At 48.8% G+C, this 17,737-nt stretch carries 17 protein-coding genes; 13 read left to right on the top strand and 4 right to left on the bottom strand.

The genetic code is table 11. The annotated features are described in order from the left end of the window. Positions 1-92: 92 nt before the first annotated feature. Entirely contained in the window at positions 93-722 is a 630-nt protein-coding gene (locus QFZ48_RS01930) for a helix-turn-helix transcriptional regulator (RefSeq protein WP_429046179.1), read from the bottom strand. A 276-nt stretch (positions 723-998) separates the two neighbouring features. Here QFZ48_RS01930 and QFZ48_RS01935 point away from each other — a divergent pair, with 276 nt between their 5' ends. The 8 genes from QFZ48_RS01935 to QFZ48_RS01970 all read left to right on the top strand — a co-directional run bounded on the left by QFZ48_RS01935 (position 999) and on the right by QFZ48_RS01970 (position 9,453). After that, positions 999-1,565, top strand: coding sequence for an NADPH-dependent FMN reductase (locus tag QFZ48_RS01935; RefSeq protein ID WP_429046177.1), 567 nt, complete (start codon positions 999-1,001; stop codon positions 1,563-1,565). Between the two features lie 216 nt (positions 1,566-1,781). Then, positions 1,782-3,524: an ABC transporter ATP-binding protein gene (locus QFZ48_RS01940; RefSeq protein ID WP_429060896.1), complete on the top strand. Its 1,743-nt coding sequence runs from the start codon at positions 1,782-1,784 to the stop codon at positions 3,522-3,524. Beyond that, entirely contained in the window at positions 3,508-5,271 is a 1,764-nt protein-coding gene (locus QFZ48_RS01945) for an ABC transporter ATP-binding protein (RefSeq protein WP_429060899.1), read from the top strand. Before QFZ48_RS01940 ends, QFZ48_RS01945 begins: the two co-directional genes overlap by 17 nt. A gap of 45 nt (positions 5,272-5,316) precedes the next feature. Then, a complete protein-coding gene (locus QFZ48_RS01950; protein ID WP_079468513.1) occupies positions 5,317-5,529 on the top strand; it encodes a hypothetical protein in 213 nt (70 codons plus the stop codon). Between the two features lie 115 nt (positions 5,530-5,644). After that, positions 5,645-6,229: a TetR/AcrR family transcriptional regulator gene (locus tag QFZ48_RS01955; RefSeq protein ID WP_370911578.1), complete on the top strand. Its 585-nt coding sequence runs from the start codon at positions 5,645-5,647 to the stop codon at positions 6,227-6,229. Between the two features lie 71 nt (positions 6,230-6,300). Then, positions 6,301-7,509 (top strand): MFS transporter, encoded by a 1,209-nt coding sequence (locus QFZ48_RS01960; RefSeq protein ID WP_429060901.1) that lies wholly within the window; start codon positions 6,301-6,303, stop codon positions 7,507-7,509. 5 nt (positions 7,510-7,514) lie between these two features. Further along, positions 7,515-8,312 (top strand): PhzF family phenazine biosynthesis protein, encoded by a 798-nt coding sequence (locus QFZ48_RS01965; RefSeq protein ID WP_429046170.1) that lies wholly within the window; start codon positions 7,515-7,517, stop codon positions 8,310-8,312. A gap of 4 nt (positions 8,313-8,316) precedes the next feature. Then, positions 8,317-9,453 carry a serine hydrolase domain-containing protein gene (locus QFZ48_RS01970; RefSeq protein WP_429060904.1) on the top strand — a complete coding sequence of 379 codons (1,137 nt, stop codon included), beginning with the start codon at positions 8,317-8,319 and terminating at the stop codon, positions 9,451-9,453. Here QFZ48_RS01970 and QFZ48_RS01975 read toward each other — a convergent pair. Next, positions 9,412-10,530 carry a redoxin family protein gene (locus QFZ48_RS01975; protein WP_429046166.1) on the bottom strand — a complete coding sequence of 373 codons (1,119 nt, stop codon included), beginning with the start codon at positions 10,528-10,530 and terminating at the stop codon, positions 9,412-9,414. The genes QFZ48_RS01970 and QFZ48_RS01975 overlap by 42 nt on opposite strands. Before the next feature lie 87 nt (positions 10,531-10,617). Further along, a complete protein-coding gene (locus QFZ48_RS01980; RefSeq protein WP_429046165.1) occupies positions 10,618-11,457 on the bottom strand; it encodes a ThuA domain-containing protein in 840 nt (279 codons plus the stop codon). Between the two features lie 325 nt (positions 11,458-11,782). Here QFZ48_RS01980 and QFZ48_RS01985 point away from each other — a divergent pair, with 325 nt between their 5' ends. Beyond that, a complete protein-coding gene (locus QFZ48_RS01985) occupies positions 11,783-13,048 on the top strand; it encodes a glycoside hydrolase family 71/99-like protein (protein WP_429046164.1) in 1,266 nt (421 codons plus the stop codon). 93 nt (positions 13,049-13,141) lie between these two features. Here the strand turns inward: QFZ48_RS01985 and QFZ48_RS01990 are convergent, their stop codons facing one another. After that, on the bottom strand, positions 13,142-13,531 hold the full coding sequence (locus QFZ48_RS01990) for a hypothetical protein (protein ID WP_429046162.1): 390 nt from the start codon (positions 13,529-13,531) through the stop codon (positions 13,142-13,144). 155 nt (positions 13,532-13,686) lie between these two features. Here QFZ48_RS01990 and QFZ48_RS01995 point away from each other — a divergent pair, with 155 nt between their 5' ends. From QFZ48_RS01995 to QFZ48_RS02010, 4 genes are read left to right on the top strand one after another with little or no spacing between them, the layout of a single operon-like run. Continuing rightward, complete coding sequence (locus tag QFZ48_RS01995; protein WP_429046160.1) at positions 13,687-14,358, top strand: response regulator transcription factor; 672 nt, start codon at positions 13,687-13,689, stop codon at positions 14,356-14,358. A 22-nt stretch (positions 14,359-14,380) separates the two neighbouring features. Then, complete coding sequence (locus tag QFZ48_RS02000; RefSeq protein ID WP_429060907.1) at positions 14,381-15,643, top strand: sensor histidine kinase; 1,263 nt, start codon at positions 14,381-14,383, stop codon at positions 15,641-15,643. A 57-nt stretch (positions 15,644-15,700) separates the two neighbouring features. After that, positions 15,701-15,871 (top strand): hypothetical protein, encoded by a 171-nt coding sequence (locus QFZ48_RS02005; protein ID WP_429060910.1) that lies wholly within the window; start codon positions 15,701-15,703, stop codon positions 15,869-15,871. Between the two features lie 16 nt (positions 15,872-15,887). Continuing rightward, entirely contained in the window at positions 15,888-17,696 is a 1,809-nt protein-coding gene (locus QFZ48_RS02010) for a TonB-dependent receptor plug domain-containing protein (protein WP_429065446.1), read from the top strand. Positions 17,697-17,737 lie beyond the last annotated feature (41 nt).

The raw sequence follows: 17,737 nt of genomic DNA on the forward strand, positions 1-17,737 counted from the left end.
CCTGGCAATATAAACGATGATTTATCGGTATAAAAATACCGATAAAAGCTGATTTATTTATAGATAGGGGGAAAATATAGTAAAGATCAGCATCATTTCCCCGTGATCCTGTATACACATCTCCGCTGCCCTCCCAGTATATGTTCCAGCCGCTCCACTTTCGCATGCTTTCCAAGTATCCGTGTAAACATCTCGTGTTCCGACTGGCAGAAGCGGCTGCAGCAGCTGGCCGCGGCCTGAATGGGACAATGATTTTCCACGAGGAGATAACTGTTTCCTTCGTTGATATATTCGGCCATGTATCCTTCACGGTTACGGATATCCGCTAATATACTTACACGGCTTTCCAGGCTGGTGATGCCTTTCAGCTCTTCCTGGTATTTTTCGAGGGTGCTTTGGGCTGTGGCGTCGAGCACTTCGTCCATCACACCAGAGGGAAGTGTTTTATTCATATTACACAGGAGCCGCAATGCCAGGTCCTGGTGCCGGTCGGGGAAACGCGCGTTGCCCGCCTCCGTGAGCGACCAGATCTGTTTGGGTCTGCCCCTGCCTTTGGCTTCGGTGGTGGCCTGCACCAATCCTTCATTTGCCAGTTTGAGCAACTGAAACCGTGCGCCCTCCATCGTTACTTTCAGCTCCTCTGCCAACTTACACAAGGGTTGTGGCCCTTGTGTTTTCAGTATCCATACCGCCCGCTCATTATCGGCAAAGTTATTATTCATAATAAACAAAGTGTTTATTTGGTTTATTCAGCAAAGATACTATCTTTGTTCCATAAAGAAAACGACTAGTTGGATACGCAACGCGGGCATAGACTTCCGCGGGTTTATACCTGTGCGGTGCGCAAACACAGGTATGAAAAAGCGGCATACTGCGCTCCCATATACCAGCCGGCAGGGCCCTCCGGCTGGTAACAACCAAACAATGCAATAACCGGTTACTGCTGAAACATCATTTTCAGTACAGGTAGCTGCATGTCTTCACAAAAAATAAAAACAATGAGAATAGCCATATTAATCGGAAGCATCCGGCAGGGCAGGCAATCACAGAAAATTGCCCATTACCTGCAAAAGCAATTAGAGGGCAAGGGATTGGAAACCGATCTCATAGACCTGGCCGAAAACCCGCTGCCCATGCTGGAAGAACGGGTAGGCGTACATCCCCAGCTGCCACAGGTTGTAAAAGAACTGAGCCAGCGCCTGCACGCCGCAGACGCCCTGATATTTGTTACACCGGAATACCACGGCAGTTTTTCCGGCGTACTGAAAAACGCCCTGGATTATTTTTACAGCGAATTTTCCAGGAAAGCCATCGGTATTGTTACAGTGAGTGCAGGAAAACTGGGCGGCATCAACGCAGCTACACAACTGCAACAGGTGATCCTCAGCGTAGGCGCTTACGCACTGCCGGTAAAACTGCTGGTGCCGGAAGTGTACGGCGCATTCAATGATACACACGACCTAACCAGCGAGCATACGCTCAAATCAGCAGCCAGGTTTATGGATGAATTTTATTGGCTGGCCAGCGCCATCTACGAAAAAAAGAAGGCGGCTGTCACTATTTAAATCAAAAGCCAGCGCATCTCCCAACGGGCAGGGACCTGCGCTGGTTCTTCTTTCCTTCTCCACCCCACTCCTTCTCCGGATACCTCACCGGAATGCGTTCCCTAAACCGCTAAAAAAACAATATCTTGTTGAGATATTTATACAATATTTGCGGAGCGGATCCGTCCTCATGTGGAAACCTTTAAAGCCGCGTCCTGCTAAACATACCAGTTAAAAATGAAACAAGAAGAGGGTAGTAAAAAGAAAGAAGCCGGTGTATTCAGTCTCCTGCAACCATATATGGGTATGGTTAGCCTGCTGATCCTGTTTACACTGGTGAGCAATGGCCTCAACCTGTGGTTGCCCAAAATTATAGGAAACGGCATCGACAGCTACGAACATGGCACCTTCCAGCTGAATACGCTGGTCATAAAATTTATGGTGGCGGTCATCATCATCCTGGTGTTTACCTATCTGCAGAACATCATACAAACCTATGTATCTGAAAAAGTGGCGCGTAACCTGCGCACTAAAATATCAGATAAAATATCCGGTCAGAGTTACGCATGGGTGGAACAAGCCAACCCCTCGCGGCTGCTCACCAACCTGATTGCCGATGTGGATTCTATCAAGCTGTTTGTTTCCCAGGCCATCGTTTCACTGGTATCTTCCTTATTTATTATTATAGGCGCCAGCATCCTGCTGCTGACCATCAACTGGGAACTGGCATTGGCTGTGATTGCCACGCTGCCGGTAATAGGCGTTACCTTTTTCCTGGTACTGCGTAAAGTGAGATCCCTGTTCATCAAGAGCCGGGAAGTAATGGACTGGCTGAATAAAGTGATCAACGAAAGTATACTCGGCGCCGCGCTGATCCGCGTGATCAACTCGCAGCAACTGGAATACCAGAAATTCCTGGACGCCAACGGTAAAGCGATGGACTTCGGGTTATCCATCATAAAACTTTTCGCAGGACTGATCCCGGTGATTACGTTTACCGCCGGCATTGCCAACCTGATCATCCTGGCGCTGGGCGGGCATTTCGTTATCACCGGCAGTATGAGCCTGGGCGATTTTGCGGCGTTCAGCAGTTATCTCGCCCTTCTGATCTTTCCGATACTGGTCATCGGTTTTATGAGCAATATTATTGCACAGGCCACTGCCTCCTATCAAAGGATCAGCGCCGTGATCAATATGCCCGACATTATGCCCGCAGGTTCTCTGACGGCACCTGTTAAGGGAGATATTGAATTTCAGCAGGTGAACGTTAACTACGGTCAGAAACCAGTGCTCAAAGATATTTCCTTCTCCATAAAAGCCGGATCAAAAGTAGCCATCATCGGGCCTACTGCTGCAGGTAAAACGCAGCTGCTTTACCTGCTCACAGGGTTAATCAAACCTACCTCCGGCACGGTGCTGGTAGATGGGCGCCCGGTAGCAGATTATAACAGCGAATCCTTTCACAGCCAGGTTGGCTTTGTATTCCAGGACAGTATCATTTTTAATATGAGCGTCCGGGAAAATATTGCATTCAACGAAACCGTTACGGAAGCGGCCATGGAAAAGGCATTGCACACCGCCGAACTAAAGGAATTTACCGAAGCGCTCCCCGAAAAACTGGATACCATTGTTTCAGAAAGAGGTGCCAGTCTTTCCGGCGGACAAAAACAACGTATCATGCTGGCGCGCGCGCTGGCCATTAACCCGAAGATCCTCCTGCTGGATGATTTCACCGCCCGTGTAGATACCAATACAGAAAAAAAGATCCTGGCAAACGTACAGGTGGAATACCCGGGCATCACACTCCTGTCTGTAACACAGAAAATTTCTTCAGTAACGCATTACGATCAGATCATCCTGCTCATGCAGGGCGAAATTATCGCCACCGGCGGACATGAAGAACTTCTCCATACCAGCCCCGAGTACGTGCAGATCTTTAATTCCCAACAAAGCACCAGCAACTATGAATTACAATCTTAATAAGTTTACGGAGAAGGAGCAGAAGATATCCAACTACTCCGCATTCAGGAATTTGCTGAAGCTGATTTCCCACGAAAGAAGAAACCTGGCAGTGGCTTTAACCGCCATCCTGCTGAATTCTATACTCAACCTGCTCGGGCCCTTCTTAATCGGTTATACCATCGATCACTATGTGCAGCATAAGCAATACCACGGCGTACTGATCTTTTCAGGCATCCTGCTGGGCATTTACCTGATGGCGCTGTTCACCAGTTACTTCCAGACAAAGCTCATGGGCGGCGTTGGTCAGCGTACCTTATTTACCCTCCGGAATGCTATTTTTAGTAAGATACAGCAACTGCCCGTAGCCTTCTTTAACCAGAATAAAGCAGGAGACCTTATTTCCCGCGTAAATAATGATACGGATAAACTCAACCAGTTTTTTTCACAATCGCTGATGCAGTTTATTGGTAACATTTCTACTATGATCGGCGCCGGTATCTTCCTGCTGATCATCAATTACAAGATCGGCATTGCCGCACTGGCGCCCGGTTTGCTGATACTCCTCTTTACAAGGGTATTATCTCCCTGGGTAAAAAGAAAAAATGCAGCCAACCTGAAAACGGTGGGTAATATGAGTGCAGAAATTCAGGAAAGTCTCAGCAACTTCAAAGTAATTGTAGCCTTTAACCGCCGCGATTATTTCCGCCAACGCTTCCAGGATGCCAATGAAAAAAACTACCAGAGCGCCATTGGCACCGGGCTTGCCAACAATGTGTTCCTCCCTTTTTATGCCATGTGCGCCAGTATTGCACAATTGCTGGTATTAACCGGCGGTATCTACCTGATCACCCAGGGAGAATTTAGTATAGGCCTGCTCGTTAGTTACCTGGCATATGCCACTTATTTCTATAATCCGTTAAGGCAACTGGCTACATTGTGGGCCAACTTCCAGGTGGCGATGGCTGGCTGGGACCGGATCTCCGAAATACTCGGACTGGAAACGGATCTTGTTACAGTGAATGCCGGCAAGGATTACAGCGACTCATCAGCATTACTGGAGTTCCGGAATGTACATTTTGGTTACCCCGAAGGCAGGGAAATATTACATAACATCAGCCTGTCGCTGGAGAAAGGGAAAACCTATGCTTTGGTAGGACCAACCGGCGGCGGCAAAACCACCACGGCATCACTCATTGCGCGTTTGTATGATCCTACGCAGGGGATGGTATTACTGAATGGAAGGGATATCCGCAGTTATGATGCCGATGAACGTTCCCGGAAAATAGGTTTCATTTTGCAGGAACCTTTCCTGTTTACCGGCACCGTGAAAGAAAACATCCTATACGGCAACCCGGCATATAAAGATTTTTCCAACGAACAGCTTACAGAAGTGATCAGGGAAGCTAACCTGGAAAAACTGCTGGCCATTTTTGAAAACGGGCTGGAAACAAAAGTGTTTTCCGGCGGAGATGGTGTGAGCCTGGGACAAAAACAACTGATTGCTTTTATGCGGGCAGTATTGCGTAAACCCGATCTCCTTATCCTGGATGAGGCCACCGCCAATATTGACACCGTTACCGAACAGTTGCTGGGAGAAATCCTGGAAAAGCTGCCGGAAAATACTACGCGGGTAATCATTGCGCACCGGTTGAATACCATTGAAAATGCCGATGAGATCTTTTTTGTGAATTCGGGAGAAGTAACCAGGGCAGGGTCTTTACAAAACGCGATGGAAAAATTACTGCATGGGGTAAGAATGAGCTGATCCGTGATTTTACCCAAAATCCGGAATTTTTGTTATATTCACTACATGTCAAAATTCAAAGATGTAGTGGTAACACTATCAAAAAAACACCCCCAGACCGCAGAACCGGTGCAGGCCGGACACACGTTTGTGATAGGCGTATTAGGCAAGAAAACTGCCTTTTACGAAATTTCAACGGAGCAGTTAAACAATCTTCATAATGATGATCTGCAAAGAGAATTGTTTCAGCTGCTTCACCCACAAACTCCGCATCACTAACCGGTATATTTTCCACACAAAAGATTAACCTGCGTATTCCGCAGGTTTTTTTATGCCGGAAAAATTTTGTACTATTTGGTAAAGAATATATCTTTGTCATGTAAAAGAGAGAGAGATGTCAGGCAGACCGAAAATATTTGACGACGGGGAAGTGCTCAGCAAAGCGGCTGAAATCTTCTGGCGCCAGGGATATGAGGCTACTTCCACGGAAGACCTGCTCGCTGCTATGGGCATAGGTAAGGGCAGCTTTTACCTGGCTTTTAAAGGGGGTAAAAAAGAGCTGTATGAAAAGGCGCTGGCGCAACATAGTGATCAGGCGATTGCACAGTTCAGAAGAGAACTGGACGCCGCCGTGGATCCGGTGGATTACATCCGGGAATTTTTCCGCAGGGTAGCGCAAAGCACCAAAACCAGGCACCAGAAAGGTTGCATCTTCGGCAACGCAGTAGCAGAGCTTTCCAACGTGGAAAACCCTATGATGAAAAGGGCCGCCACTCACCTGCAGGGACTGGAAGCATTATTCCTGGATGCACTGCTGCGCGGAAAACAAAAAGGCACCCTGCACTCCAAACTGCCGCCCCCACTGCTGGCCCGCCTGCTCCTCAATAACTGGAACGGACTTGGTATTACCCGGCGGATTTACCCGGATAACGAAGCTCTCTCCGAACTGATAGAAACACAATTAAAAATACTCGGTTAACCAGGGGGACATCGTATCCCCTTTTTTATGACCTATTTTGTACCATACAGTACAAAACACATAATTCACTCATGGAAAAATTCACCCGGTTTACCGCGCTGCTTTTTGCGGTGGCCTGCGGCCTCGCCGTTGCCAATGTTTATTATGCCCAGCCCTTGCTGAACACAATGGGAAACGATCTTCATATTCCGTCACGCTCACTGGGCATCATTGTTACCATTACGCAAACAGGGTATGCGCTCGGGCTTCTCCTACTATTACCGTTGGGCGATCTGTTCAACCGCCGCAAACTGATTGTAACCCAACTGCTACTGGCAGTGGCTGCATTGCTTACCGTAGCGTGGTCGCCGGCCAAACTGCCTTTCCTCGGTGGCATTGCAGCCGTAGGATTGCTGGCGGTAGTTACGCAAACACTGGTGGCCTATGCCGCCACACTGGCCGCCCCGGCAGAACGGGGGCGTATTGTGGGCTTGGTGACCAGCGGCGTAGTATTGGGTATCCTGCTCGCCCGCACCGTTTCCGGCACCCTTGCAGACATCGCCGGCTGGCGCTCGGTATACTTTTTTTCCGCTGCATTAATGCTTCTCACCGCCGGTGTCCTTTACCGCGTATTGCCCGTTCACGACCCGCAGAAAGCCAATACCAGCTACCCGCAATTGCTGCTGTCTGTATTCCGGTTATTCCTGGAAGAACCCATTCTTAGGGTACGCGCTATTCTTGCCTTCTTCATCTTCGCAGCCTTCAGCGTGTTGTGGTCGTCGCTGGTATTACCACTTAGTGCGCCACCGTATTCCTTTCCGGCTACCGCGATTGGCATGTTTGGTTTAATCGGGGTGGCAGGTGCATTAGGAGCCGCCCGTGCAGGTAAACTGGCGGACCGTGGCCACGGCCAGCGCACCACCGGCGCCGCCTTGTTGTTACTGCTGGTTTCATGGCTCCCGCTCGGCTTTGCCACCTATTCGCTGACAGCACTTATTGCCGGTATCATCCTGTTGGACCTGGCCATCCAGGCGGTGCACGTTACCAACCAGAGTATGCTGTACAACATCAGACCGGAATCACGCAACCGCATGGTAGCGGGCTACATGCTTTTTTATTCCATCGGCAGCGGCGTGGGAAGCATTGCCGCCACTACTATATATGCCTTCGCCGGATGGATAGCCGTATGCATACTCGGCGCCGCTATCAGCGCCACAGGACTGCTCTTCTGGGCATGCACCCTCCCCCGGAAGATACACGCTCAAAAAAGCAATACCTTTACGGTACAACACCAAAACTGATTTCCATGCCGCATATACCCATTTACCAGGTAGATGCTTTCACCAATGAACTGTTCGGCGGAAACCCCGCAGCAGTATGTCTCCTGGAAGCATGGCTGCCAACAGATACCTTGCAGAAAATTGCGGCGGAAAATTTTCTGCCCGAAACCGCGTTCTTTATTCCCACCGGTCAACAGGGACACTATGAGCTCCGGTGGTTCACGCCCGAAATAGAAATGGACCTCTGCGGACATGCCACACTGGCCAGCGCACATGTGCTGTTCAATCACCTCGGATGGGATATGCACCAACTCACTTTTCATACGCAAAGCGGACCGCTTACCGTTTCCAAACACAACGATCTGCTCACCCTTAACTTCCCGTCAAGGCCCCCAGTACCCGCATCCCTTCCTCCGGAAATACTCAAAGGAATGGGCGTATACCCCATGGAAGTGCTGAAAGCAAGGGATTATATCCTCGTGTATCACGACGAAGAAATTGTACGCAACCTGCATCCGGATAAGGCCATCCTCGACCAGATCAACCTCGACCCCGGCGGCATTATTGTTACGGCAAAAGGAAAGCAAGTGGACTTTGTATCACGTTTCTTCACCCCACAGGCCAGCATCTTTGAAGATCCTGTTACCGGCTCTGCACATTGCTCGCTCATCCCCTTCTGGAGCCGGCAGCTGGATAAGAAAGAAATGATCGCCCTGCAGGTATCCCCCAGAACAGGAAAGCTTTACTGCGTGGATGCCGGCGAACGCGTATTGATAGGCGGTACCTGCAAGACTTACCTGGAAGGAAATATTTTTGTACCTTAATTTTATGAGATATACCCGTATACTGCTGTTATGCCTGCTGGCAGTGAATACCGCTGCCGCACAACCCCTCCCGCAGATAGACAGCACCGTACATGCTTTCATGAATCGCTACCACGTGCCGGGAATGGCGGTTGCAGTAACTTACAAAGGCAAACTGGTATATACCGGCAACTACGGTTATGCAGATACCACACAACATATCCCCGTAAATTCCCAACACCTGTTCCGCATTGCCAGCGTATCGAAGTGTATAACGGCCACGGCTATATTAAAATTGGCAGAAGCAAAAAAGCTGTCGCTGAACGACCATGTATTTGGCCCCAATGCTTTATTGGGCACGGCTTACGGCACACCGCCCTACCGGGAAGACCTGAAAAATATCACGGTACGGCAGTTGCTTGAACATACCTCCGGCGGCTGGACCAACAACGGTACCGATCCCATGTTCAGCCATCCGCACATGAGCGCCGCCCAGCTGATTTCGTGGACTATTGATCATCAGCCACTGGACAATATTCCCGGAACAGTATACGCCTATTCCAATTTCGGGTACTGTATCCTCGGCCGTATAATTGAAAAAGTATCCGGTATGCCGTATGAAGCGTATGTAAAAAAAGCAGTGCTGCTACCCTGTGGCATCACAGCCATGCAAACAGGCGGCAATACCCTGGCAGAGCGGAAATCAAATGAGGTAGTATACTACGGCCAGCATGGCGAACAACCATACATCTATAACATTACCCGCATGGATGCGCATGGAGGATGGATAGCCAGCGCTGCCGACCTTGCACGCCTGCTCGTTCATGTAGATGGCTTCGCATTACCTCCGGACATACTCACTGCAAAGTCTGTCACTGCTATGACTACCGGCTCGGAAGCCAACCCCGGTTACGCCCTGGGATGGGCTGTAAATCCTTATCACAACTGGTGGCACTCCGGCTCCCTGCCCGGCACTGCCAGCGAAGTAATACGCGCACAAAAAGGATTCAACTGGGTGATGCTTTGCAACACGCGTACCGACAGCAGCTTCTTCAACGACCTGGATGGATTGCTGTGGAAGGCAGTGAACGATCCCGCCACAAAATGGCCGGACACCGATCTATTTAAACATGGGGCCGATCATGCGGTTATGAAAAATTAACTTTCGAAGCGCCACAGGATCAATTTCTCCCTGTTGCGCATATACGATCTTTCCACCGGGCTCCACTAAAATAGTATACGGCAATGCGCCCTGCCATTTGGGGTCAACAGCTTCAATCAATTCATATTTACTTTTCCCGCTGAAAAGATAATTTTTCCCGGAAGAATGCTTCTTCTGTAAAAACTGTAATACCTTATCTTTCTTCTCCGGTTCATCTGCACTAACACTTACAAACTCAAAATCACGCTCACTAAACGTTTTGGCCAGGATAATAAACTCCGGGAACTCCGCCACGCAAGGCACACACCACGTAGCCCAGATATTAATAAGCCGCAGATTGGAAGAAGTATTTTTCAGCAGCTCCTTAATACCGTCCACCGACACCGTATCCAGGTTCACCGGTTCTTTCGCCCAGGCCTGCGTTGCTTTTTCCACGCTGCCACTTTTATCTTTCCACTTCACAGAACAACCAAATACTTTGGTGACCGCTACCGGCACCTCCCGCTGCTGCAACAAGGCATCAATAGCATTCCGTGCATCCATCGACCCTGGCTTCTTTGCAGGATTCTCCATATCATCAATCCTTCCCTGGTAACGCAGCTTCCTGTCTTTATCAAAAATGAAAATGTGCGGCGTTGCAATAGGACCATAGCCCCGTGAAACTATCTCGCTGTCACCATCATACAAATAAGGAAAGTTGAACTGCTTGTCTTTTGCGCGCTGTTTCATATCATCGAAAGAATCCCCAAGATCCGTGTATCCCAGCTCATCATACCGCAACCCCTCCGCGTTGTTAGGCATAATCGCCACCAGCTCCACACCTTTGCCGGCATAGTCTGAGGTGAGTTGTTTTATCCTGTCTTCATACGCCTGCGCAGTAGGACAATGATTGCAGGTAAAAACCACTGCCAGTACCTTCGCCCTGGAAAAGGAAGACAATGAATAGTTTTTCCCGTCTGTAGCCGGCAGCGTAAAATCCGGTGCAGCCGCGCCAATGGGAAGTGGCTGTGCGTTTAAAAGCAACGGCAGCAGGAGCAAACAATACAGCATACCGCTGATAAGAAATTTTTTCTCCATTTTATATGGTTTATTTTTTCTTATAACTCACCCAAAGAAAGGCTCTTCCTACGCAGCAGCTAAAGTTACTAAAACTTCCACATCCTGTTATTTACCGGCTGCCCAGAAAATAGCGTTCTGTAACAATTGCAGGTATGCCGGGTTATCCAGCAACCCGGGGCCATGCCCCATGAAAATATAGATATTCCTGGCTTTATAATGTTCATTGGTCCATACCACCGGATGATCGCCCATCTTCCTGTCAGAAGCAGGCACATAGGAGCTTTCATCCACACTGGCCAGCACATGCACCTGCGGGCGGGGGCTTTTATTGTAGGTATACCATTCTTCTTTATTAATAATAAAGGGAGATGTAATGCCCTTCATCACCGGGTGCTTTTTATCTTCCACTACTACCTTCCCGTTGGCAAACTCAGGAATATAGTTCGTGAACCGGATGCCGCCCATAAATGCCGAAAACCAATCCCACATAGGAAAGCCGTCGAATTCACCGAGCAGAGTGGCGTGATGTAACCCGATCCAGCCGCCGCGGCCCTCTTGAATATATCGCTCAAATGCTGCTGCAGCTGCAGGCTTCCATCCATAAGGCGGATAGTCGAGCTGGATAAAAAGCCGGAACTGCTTTAAATAGTCATCATTAATCGCATCAGTGTTGTTGATATAGGTAAGGGTAAATTGTTTCTTCGCTGCGAGGCTGTCCAGCCATACCCTGGCTGCTTTTGAAAACGCCACATGGTGGCCGCCGCCTTCATACAGCACCAACGCTGCAAAGGCAGGCTTGCTGCGGTTGGTATCTGAAGTGCTGCGGCATTCGCGCGTGGCTATTCCACCGCAAATATCCCGGGCACTGCTTGCATCATTTGCAAAAATCATCAACAGCCATACAGTAACAACGCGGAATAGTAATCTGTTTGTTTTTACGGGCATAAAACATTGGGTTGCGTATACAGAAAGATAAATATTATTCCGCCATGCTGTTCGCACGAAAAATAAAAGATACTGCTAAATACCGCGATTCCCCTTCGTCAATTTGCCGTTTTCGGAAATTAATCCGGTAAATAGGCCATTAATGCCCGCAATTAATGCTTTGTTAACGCTCCTGTTAGTCCTTCCCGCTTTACTTGCATCTTATTCCGGGGAATATCACCGGGATACACAACTAAGGTGAATGCAAAACCTTTGGAGAATCCGGGCAAGCCGGGTTCTCCTCTTTTTAAAAGCAGGTTCCACGTTAATAACAAACAGTATATATATGAAGCGTATCTTACTAGCTTTCCTCCTCCTGCTGAGCATACCCGCCCAGGCACAATTGAAACACAGCAGGGAATCACAGTACCCAACTTATCATGGATTGGTGATGGCCGGCTACCAGGGATGGTTCCGGGCCGAAGGTGACGGCTCCGGCGCCCGGCGCTTTTCCTATGGCGATGAAACCCGCAGCGGAATAGACATGTGGCCCGATGTAAGCGAATATGAAAAAACATACGCCACGCCTTTTAAGCTCGCCAACGGCCAGCCCGCACGTTTCTTCAGTTCTTACGACAAAAGCACCGTAGACATTCACTTCAAGTGGATGCAGCAGTATGGGGTTGACGGCGTTTTCATGCAACGCTTTTTTAATAATGCCAAACGCCGCGACAGCGTCTCTTCCGTTGTCCTGAAAAATGCCTTCGCAGCAGCTTCGAAATATAAAAGGGCCATCGCCGTGATGTATGACCTTTCCGGGTTAAGTGCCACAGGGGAGGATTGTTCCGCTATTATTGAAGACTGGAAGTACCTGGTGGATCAGCTGAAAGTAACCAACCAGCCCGGCGCCAAAACTTATTTGCAGCAAAACGGCAAACCGGTAGTAGCCATCTGGGGAATTGGCTTTCCTGACCGCCCGTATAATCTCCGTAATATTGGCCTCGAAAGGCTCATCGATTTCCTGAAAAATGACCCGGTGTATGGCGGCTGTGCCATTATGCTGGGCGTACCCACCGCCTGGCGCACTTTGAACGCCGACTGCCTCCCTGATCCTTACCTGCATACCATCATCAAACAAGCCGACCTGGTGCTGCCCTGGACGGTACAACGGTATTCCCCGCTGCTTCACAATGATATGGACCGCTACCGCGATAACCTCATCGACGACCTGGCCTGGTGCCGCGCCAACCACCTGGAATATGTGCCCTGCGTATATCCGGGCTTTAGCTGGCACAACCTCAGTCGTTATGAATTCCCGGACGATATAAAACCCGTGGGCTCTATTCCCCGCCAGGGCGGACGTTTTTACTGGCAGCAAATTTCTACCGCCTTAACTGCCGGCGCCAGCATGCTGTATGTGGCCATGTTTGATGAAGTAAATGAAGCCACTGCGATATTTAAAGGAAGCGATCAGCCTCCCGTAAGCAGCACCACGCCGTTTATCAACTTAGATGGGAAGCCTTCAGATCATTATCTCTGGCTAACCGGCGAAGCCGCCAGCATGTTGCGCAATGAAAAGCCATTGAGTGTAAAGATGCCTGAAAGAAAATAATACCGGAAATGGGCTGAATAAAAACGTCCCGGCAGTAATGTACTGCCGGGACGTTTTTATTCAGCCATATTATAAGTGTATAAAATATATATTTTATCCCCATACCTGGACAGCCAGGTGCTTTCCTTTTGCGAGCAAATAAACGCCTCCGAAATAGGAAGCAATACCAACCGTGATGAAAACCACCATCATCCATATGAGCCGGCGTTTGTTTTCTTTCTTTCTCTCGTTCCGGTTCAGCACAATTTGCTCCACTTCGAGCCACCTCCTGCCAGGATCCCCGCTGGTATAACGCTCGGTGAGCCGGCCCGTTCTCATCATCTGACGGTACATTGCTGCCACTGATTTCGCATTGGGAATATGGTCCATCAGGGCACACAACTCCCTCGTGTCATCATCTGAAACCTTTCGTTGTGTGATGGCTGCTTCCGGCAACTTTTTCAGTAATAGCCTATCTGCCACCATTTTAAAATAAGTACTCATAAGAATGCCTGAATGAATGGTTTGATATCGGTATTGTATTTACGAAATACAGGAGTACATAGTTTTCATTCCTGCCAAAAAATGATGAAAAACCCGTATGGGATTGCAGAATGCTGCTACAGAATTCCTTTAGGAATTATACCTACTTTTAGCCTATGAAAGTGCTGATTATAGAAGATGAACCGGCTCTCAGGGCCAGTATACAGGAATACCTGGAACACCAGGGATATATCTGTGAACTGGCAGCAGATTTTCCACAGGCCATTGATAAGGTCAATGAATTTGACTACGACTGCATAGTGGCAGACATCGGCCTGCCAAAAGGCAGCGGCCTGGACGTGGTAAAGGAACTGAAACTGCTGGAGTCCAAAGCCGGCATCATTATCATTTCTGCCAAAGACTCCCTGGAAGATAAACTTAACGGCCTTGAACTCGGTGCAGATGACTATCTCACCAAACCATTTCATCTCTCAGAACTCAATGCACGGGTAAATGCCATCTTACGCCGGAAAAACTTTGACGGCAATACCACCGTCAACTTCCAGGAAATCACCATAAAACCCGCCTCCAAAACAGTGCTGGTTCATCATAAATCCCTTACCCTCACCGGGAAAGAATACCAGCTGCTGCTGTATTTTATTGCCAATCAACACCGGGTAGTCACCAAATCCGCCCTGGCAGGACATCTTTGGGGCGATGAATATGACCAGGCCGGCTCCTATGATTTTATTTATACCCATATTAAAAATCTCCGGAAAAAAATGCTGGAAGCAGGCGGCGAAGATTATATCAAAACAGTATACGGAACCGGTTACCGCTTCGGATAACATCCCTTAAAAGATTGCGCACATGAAACTGCTGACAAAAACAACCCTATACTTTTTACTGATCATGCTCCCGGTGTTTACTGCAGGCGCTTTTTACCTGTACACAGAATTCAATCAGGAGATAAAATATGAAACAGATGAGGAACTGGTGAATGACAAACTCCAGTGGATGCGGTATCTTGATACCGCCAGTGTGAACAACCCGGTTTTTAGTATCAAAACACCGGAATTTAACCTGCATCCTACGAACGACGCGGCGCAGCCAACACATCACCTGAAAGGCGTAAACATTTACCAGGAACCGGAAAATACCTACGCGCCCTTCCGGCAACTATCGCAGGTAATCAGTTTGCATAACAAAAATTATGAACTGGTACTCCGTAAATCACTGATAGAAAAAGATGACCTGGTAAAAAACATCATTCATGTAATGCTGGCGGCTTTTGGTGGTTTACTCTTGTTTGCATTGCTCTCCAACTGGCTGATCAGTAAAAGCATATGGAAACCGTTTTACCGGTCGCTCGACAAAATACAAAAGCTGCAACTGAACAAACTGGACGCCACCGTTTTTGAACCAGCTGCCACCCATGAATTTAACCGGCTGAATACCGCCCTCAGCGCCATGACCAGCCGTATTCACAACGATTACACCAGTATAAAAGAGTTAACGGAAGATGCAGCCCATGAAATGCAAACACCCCTTGCTATCGCCCAAAGCAAACTGGAATTATTGCTGCAGGACGATACCCTCTCTGAAATACAACTAAACAGCATCCTCACCAGCTATGATGAGCTGCAACGCCTGTCGCGCCTCAATCACAACCTGTTGCTGCTGGCCAAAATAGAAAACCAGCAATACCCGCTAACAGAACAGCCGGACCTTTGCACCGTCGTTGAAAAATACCTGCTGCTTTTTGAAGAACTTATCAAAGAGAAAGATCTGCACATTCATAAAGAAATAACCGCTACCGCACCATGGCCGCTGCATCCCGCACTCACCGATATACTGGTCAGCAACCTGCTCGGGAATGCCATCAAATATAATTATCCGCAAGGCAGCATCACTATTCAGTTAACACCCGAGGCGTTCACTATTGCCAACACCAGCCATCTGCCTGAAATACCCGCCAACGTGTTGTTCCAGCGCTTCAAAAAACACAACAACGGCTACTCTAATTCCAACGGACTGGGACTTGCCATTGTTAAAAAAATGGCAGACTCTTATCATTTCCATCTTACCTATTTTTATGCAAATGGTCAGCATACTTTCCGTGTAAGCCTATAACCCACCGTTCAGATTTGCTCCAGATTCCATGTTTTTCTTTGCAGTACAAAGGAGCATATGAAACATGTAATACTGGCTATCATTTTATTGAGCGCAACAGGCATTGTAACCGCACAAAATCGTGTGCCCGTTCCCGTTAAAGACACCACACAGCCACCGGCGAAAGATACCACCATCAGCAAAGTATCCGACCTGGAAGAAGTAGTGATTTCTTCTACCCCGGGATAACCGCCGTATTGAAGACCTGCCCATGAAAGTAGAAGTACTGGGAAGAGAAGATATGATGGAAGAAAGCGGCATAAAACCGGGTAACGTGGCCAGTATCCTCGGCGACCTGTCTGTAATCCATATTCAGAATACCTCTGCAGTGAGTGGTAACAATGCCATCCGCATGCAGGGACTGGACGGTAAATACACCCAGCTGCTGCGTGACGGTGTGCCGGTGTACGAAGGATTGAGCGGCAATTTCGGTGTACTGTCCATTCCGCCATTAGATCTTAAACAGGTAGAAATTATAAAAGGATCTGTTTCCACTCTCTATGGTGGCGGCGCTATTGCCGGGATCATCAACTTCATTGCCAAAACGCCCGGCAGTAAACCTGAACTAACAGTACTGGTTAATCGTAGTACACTGAAAGAAACCAACGTGAACGCTTACTATGCGGAAAAATACGGCAAAACCGGTATCACCCTCTTTGCCGGCGTTACCACACAAAACGCCAGCGACGTAAATAAAGACGGCTTCAGCGATGTGCCGCGCCTGCGTCAATACCTGCTCCACCCCCGCTTCTTCTGGTACCTCAATCCGCAAACCACATTGGTGGCCGGCTATACCGGTACCATCGAAAAACGCGAAGGCGGCGATATGCAGGTACTGGATCATGCCCCGGCCGGCATCCACCAGTATACAGAAACCAATAACAGCGAAAGACACAGCGCAGAGCTGCAATTCACCCGGAAAAACCTCGGCGGCGGCACTTTAACAATAAAAGGAGCAGGCAGCTTCTTCCACCTGCAAAACAACGTGGAAACTTTTACGCTGCTCGGAAATCAAACCAGCACTTATGCAGAAGCGGCCTACCATAAAACAAGCGGCCGGCACAACTGGGTAGCCGGCATCAATAATACCGGCGAAATATACCACCGCGCCAAAGGCGATAGCACATTACTCGGCAACTACCAGTATAACACGGCAGGCGCCTTTATACAGGATGGTTTCCGGATCACGGACCAGTTGATGGCAGAAGCCGGGCTGCGCGCAGACCATCACAATGAATTCGGATGGTACATTTTACCAAGGCTGGCGTTTGTATACAAACCACTAGATGACCTGTCCATCCGCCTGAGTGCAGGCACGGGTTATAAATCACCGGCTGTTTTCACCACGCAGACTCAAACCATTGGCTACCGCTACCTGCTGCCGCTCAGCGCGGGTATAAAGTCGGAAAGCAGCCAGGGTATTAACTTTGACGGGAACTACCATACCAGTTTGGGTAAGGTAGACATGACCCTGAACCAGGCGCTCTATTACACACATATCAAAGATCCTATCCTGCCGGTGCTGCAACCCGGCAGCCAGGGGATGTACCTGCTGCAGAATATGCCTTACGCTGTAAACAGTGTTGGTACAGATACCTACCTCCGCTTTGAACTGGATCACCTGGAACTGTACCTGGGATACAACCACACGGTGTCCCGTTACAACGATGCTGCCCATACCAACGTCGCGTTTGCGCCACAGGACAAATTTGCCGGTACACTGGCCTACAGCATCGAAGGCAAATGGCGCTTCGGCATTGAAAACAGCCGGATAGGCCATCAGTACGACGATCACAATCAAAAAACACCCGACTACTGGTTCTGGGCTGCGATGGTTTCCCGGCAGTTGGGGGAACACGTTACCCTGGTACTCAACGGGGAGAACATTTTTGACGCAAGGCAAGGCAAGAACACCCCCTTATATACCGGCACCATTACGCATCCGGAATTTGCCCAACTATGGGGGCCTGTAGATGGAAGAATCATCAATATATCATTGAAAGTTAATTTATAGTTAAATTTATGAGGAAGAGTGTAACTTCGCGGTCTTTAATT

The sequence above is a fragment of the Chitinophaga sp. W2I13 genome (genome assembly GCF_050434005.1).
GTDB lineage: Bacteria > Bacteroidota > Bacteroidia > Chitinophagales > Chitinophagaceae > Chitinophaga.

What these genes read in the sequence shown, in the direction of transcription:
- QFZ48_RS01930 (WP_429046179.1), bottom strand. Translation starts at nt 722, where the DNA reads ATGAATAATAACTTTGCCGATAATGAGCGGGCGGTATGGATACTGAAA.
- QFZ48_RS01935 (WP_429046177.1), top strand. Translation starts at nt 999, where the DNA reads ATGAGAATAGCCATATTAATCGGAAGCATCCGGCAGGGCAGGCAATCA.
- QFZ48_RS01940 (WP_429060896.1), top strand. Translation starts at nt 1,782, where the DNA reads ATGAAACAAGAAGAGGGTAGTAAAAAGAAAGAAGCCGGTGTATTCAGT.
- QFZ48_RS01945 (WP_429060899.1), top strand. Translation starts at nt 3,508, where the DNA reads ATGAATTACAATCTTAATAAGTTTACGGAGAAGGAGCAGAAGATATCC.
- QFZ48_RS01950 (WP_079468513.1), top strand. Translation starts at nt 5,317, where the DNA reads ATGTCAAAATTCAAAGATGTAGTGGTAACACTATCAAAAAAACACCCC.
- QFZ48_RS01955 (WP_370911578.1), top strand. Translation starts at nt 5,645, where the DNA reads ATGTCAGGCAGACCGAAAATATTTGACGACGGGGAAGTGCTCAGCAAA.
- QFZ48_RS01960 (WP_429060901.1), top strand. Translation starts at nt 6,301, where the DNA reads ATGGAAAAATTCACCCGGTTTACCGCGCTGCTTTTTGCGGTGGCCTGC.
- QFZ48_RS01965 (WP_429046170.1), top strand. Translation starts at nt 7,515, where the DNA reads ATGCCGCATATACCCATTTACCAGGTAGATGCTTTCACCAATGAACTG.
- QFZ48_RS01970 (WP_429060904.1), top strand. Translation starts at nt 8,317, where the DNA reads ATGAGATATACCCGTATACTGCTGTTATGCCTGCTGGCAGTGAATACC.
- QFZ48_RS01975 (WP_429046166.1), bottom strand. Translation starts at nt 10,530, where the DNA reads ATGGAGAAAAAATTTCTTATCAGCGGTATGCTGTATTGTTTGCTCCTG.
- QFZ48_RS01980 (WP_429046165.1), bottom strand. Translation starts at nt 11,457, where the DNA reads ATGCCCGTAAAAACAAACAGATTACTATTCCGCGTTGTTACTGTATGG.
- QFZ48_RS01985 (WP_429046164.1), top strand. Translation starts at nt 11,783, where the DNA reads ATGAAGCGTATCTTACTAGCTTTCCTCCTCCTGCTGAGCATACCCGCC.
- QFZ48_RS01990 (WP_429046162.1), bottom strand. Translation starts at nt 13,531, where the DNA reads ATGAGTACTTATTTTAAAATGGTGGCAGATAGGCTATTACTGAAAAAG.
- QFZ48_RS01995 (WP_429046160.1), top strand. Translation starts at nt 13,687, where the DNA reads ATGAAAGTGCTGATTATAGAAGATGAACCGGCTCTCAGGGCCAGTATA.
- QFZ48_RS02000 (WP_429060907.1), top strand. Translation starts at nt 14,381, where the DNA reads ATGAAACTGCTGACAAAAACAACCCTATACTTTTTACTGATCATGCTC.
- QFZ48_RS02005 (WP_429060910.1), top strand. Translation starts at nt 15,701, where the DNA reads ATGAAACATGTAATACTGGCTATCATTTTATTGAGCGCAACAGGCATT.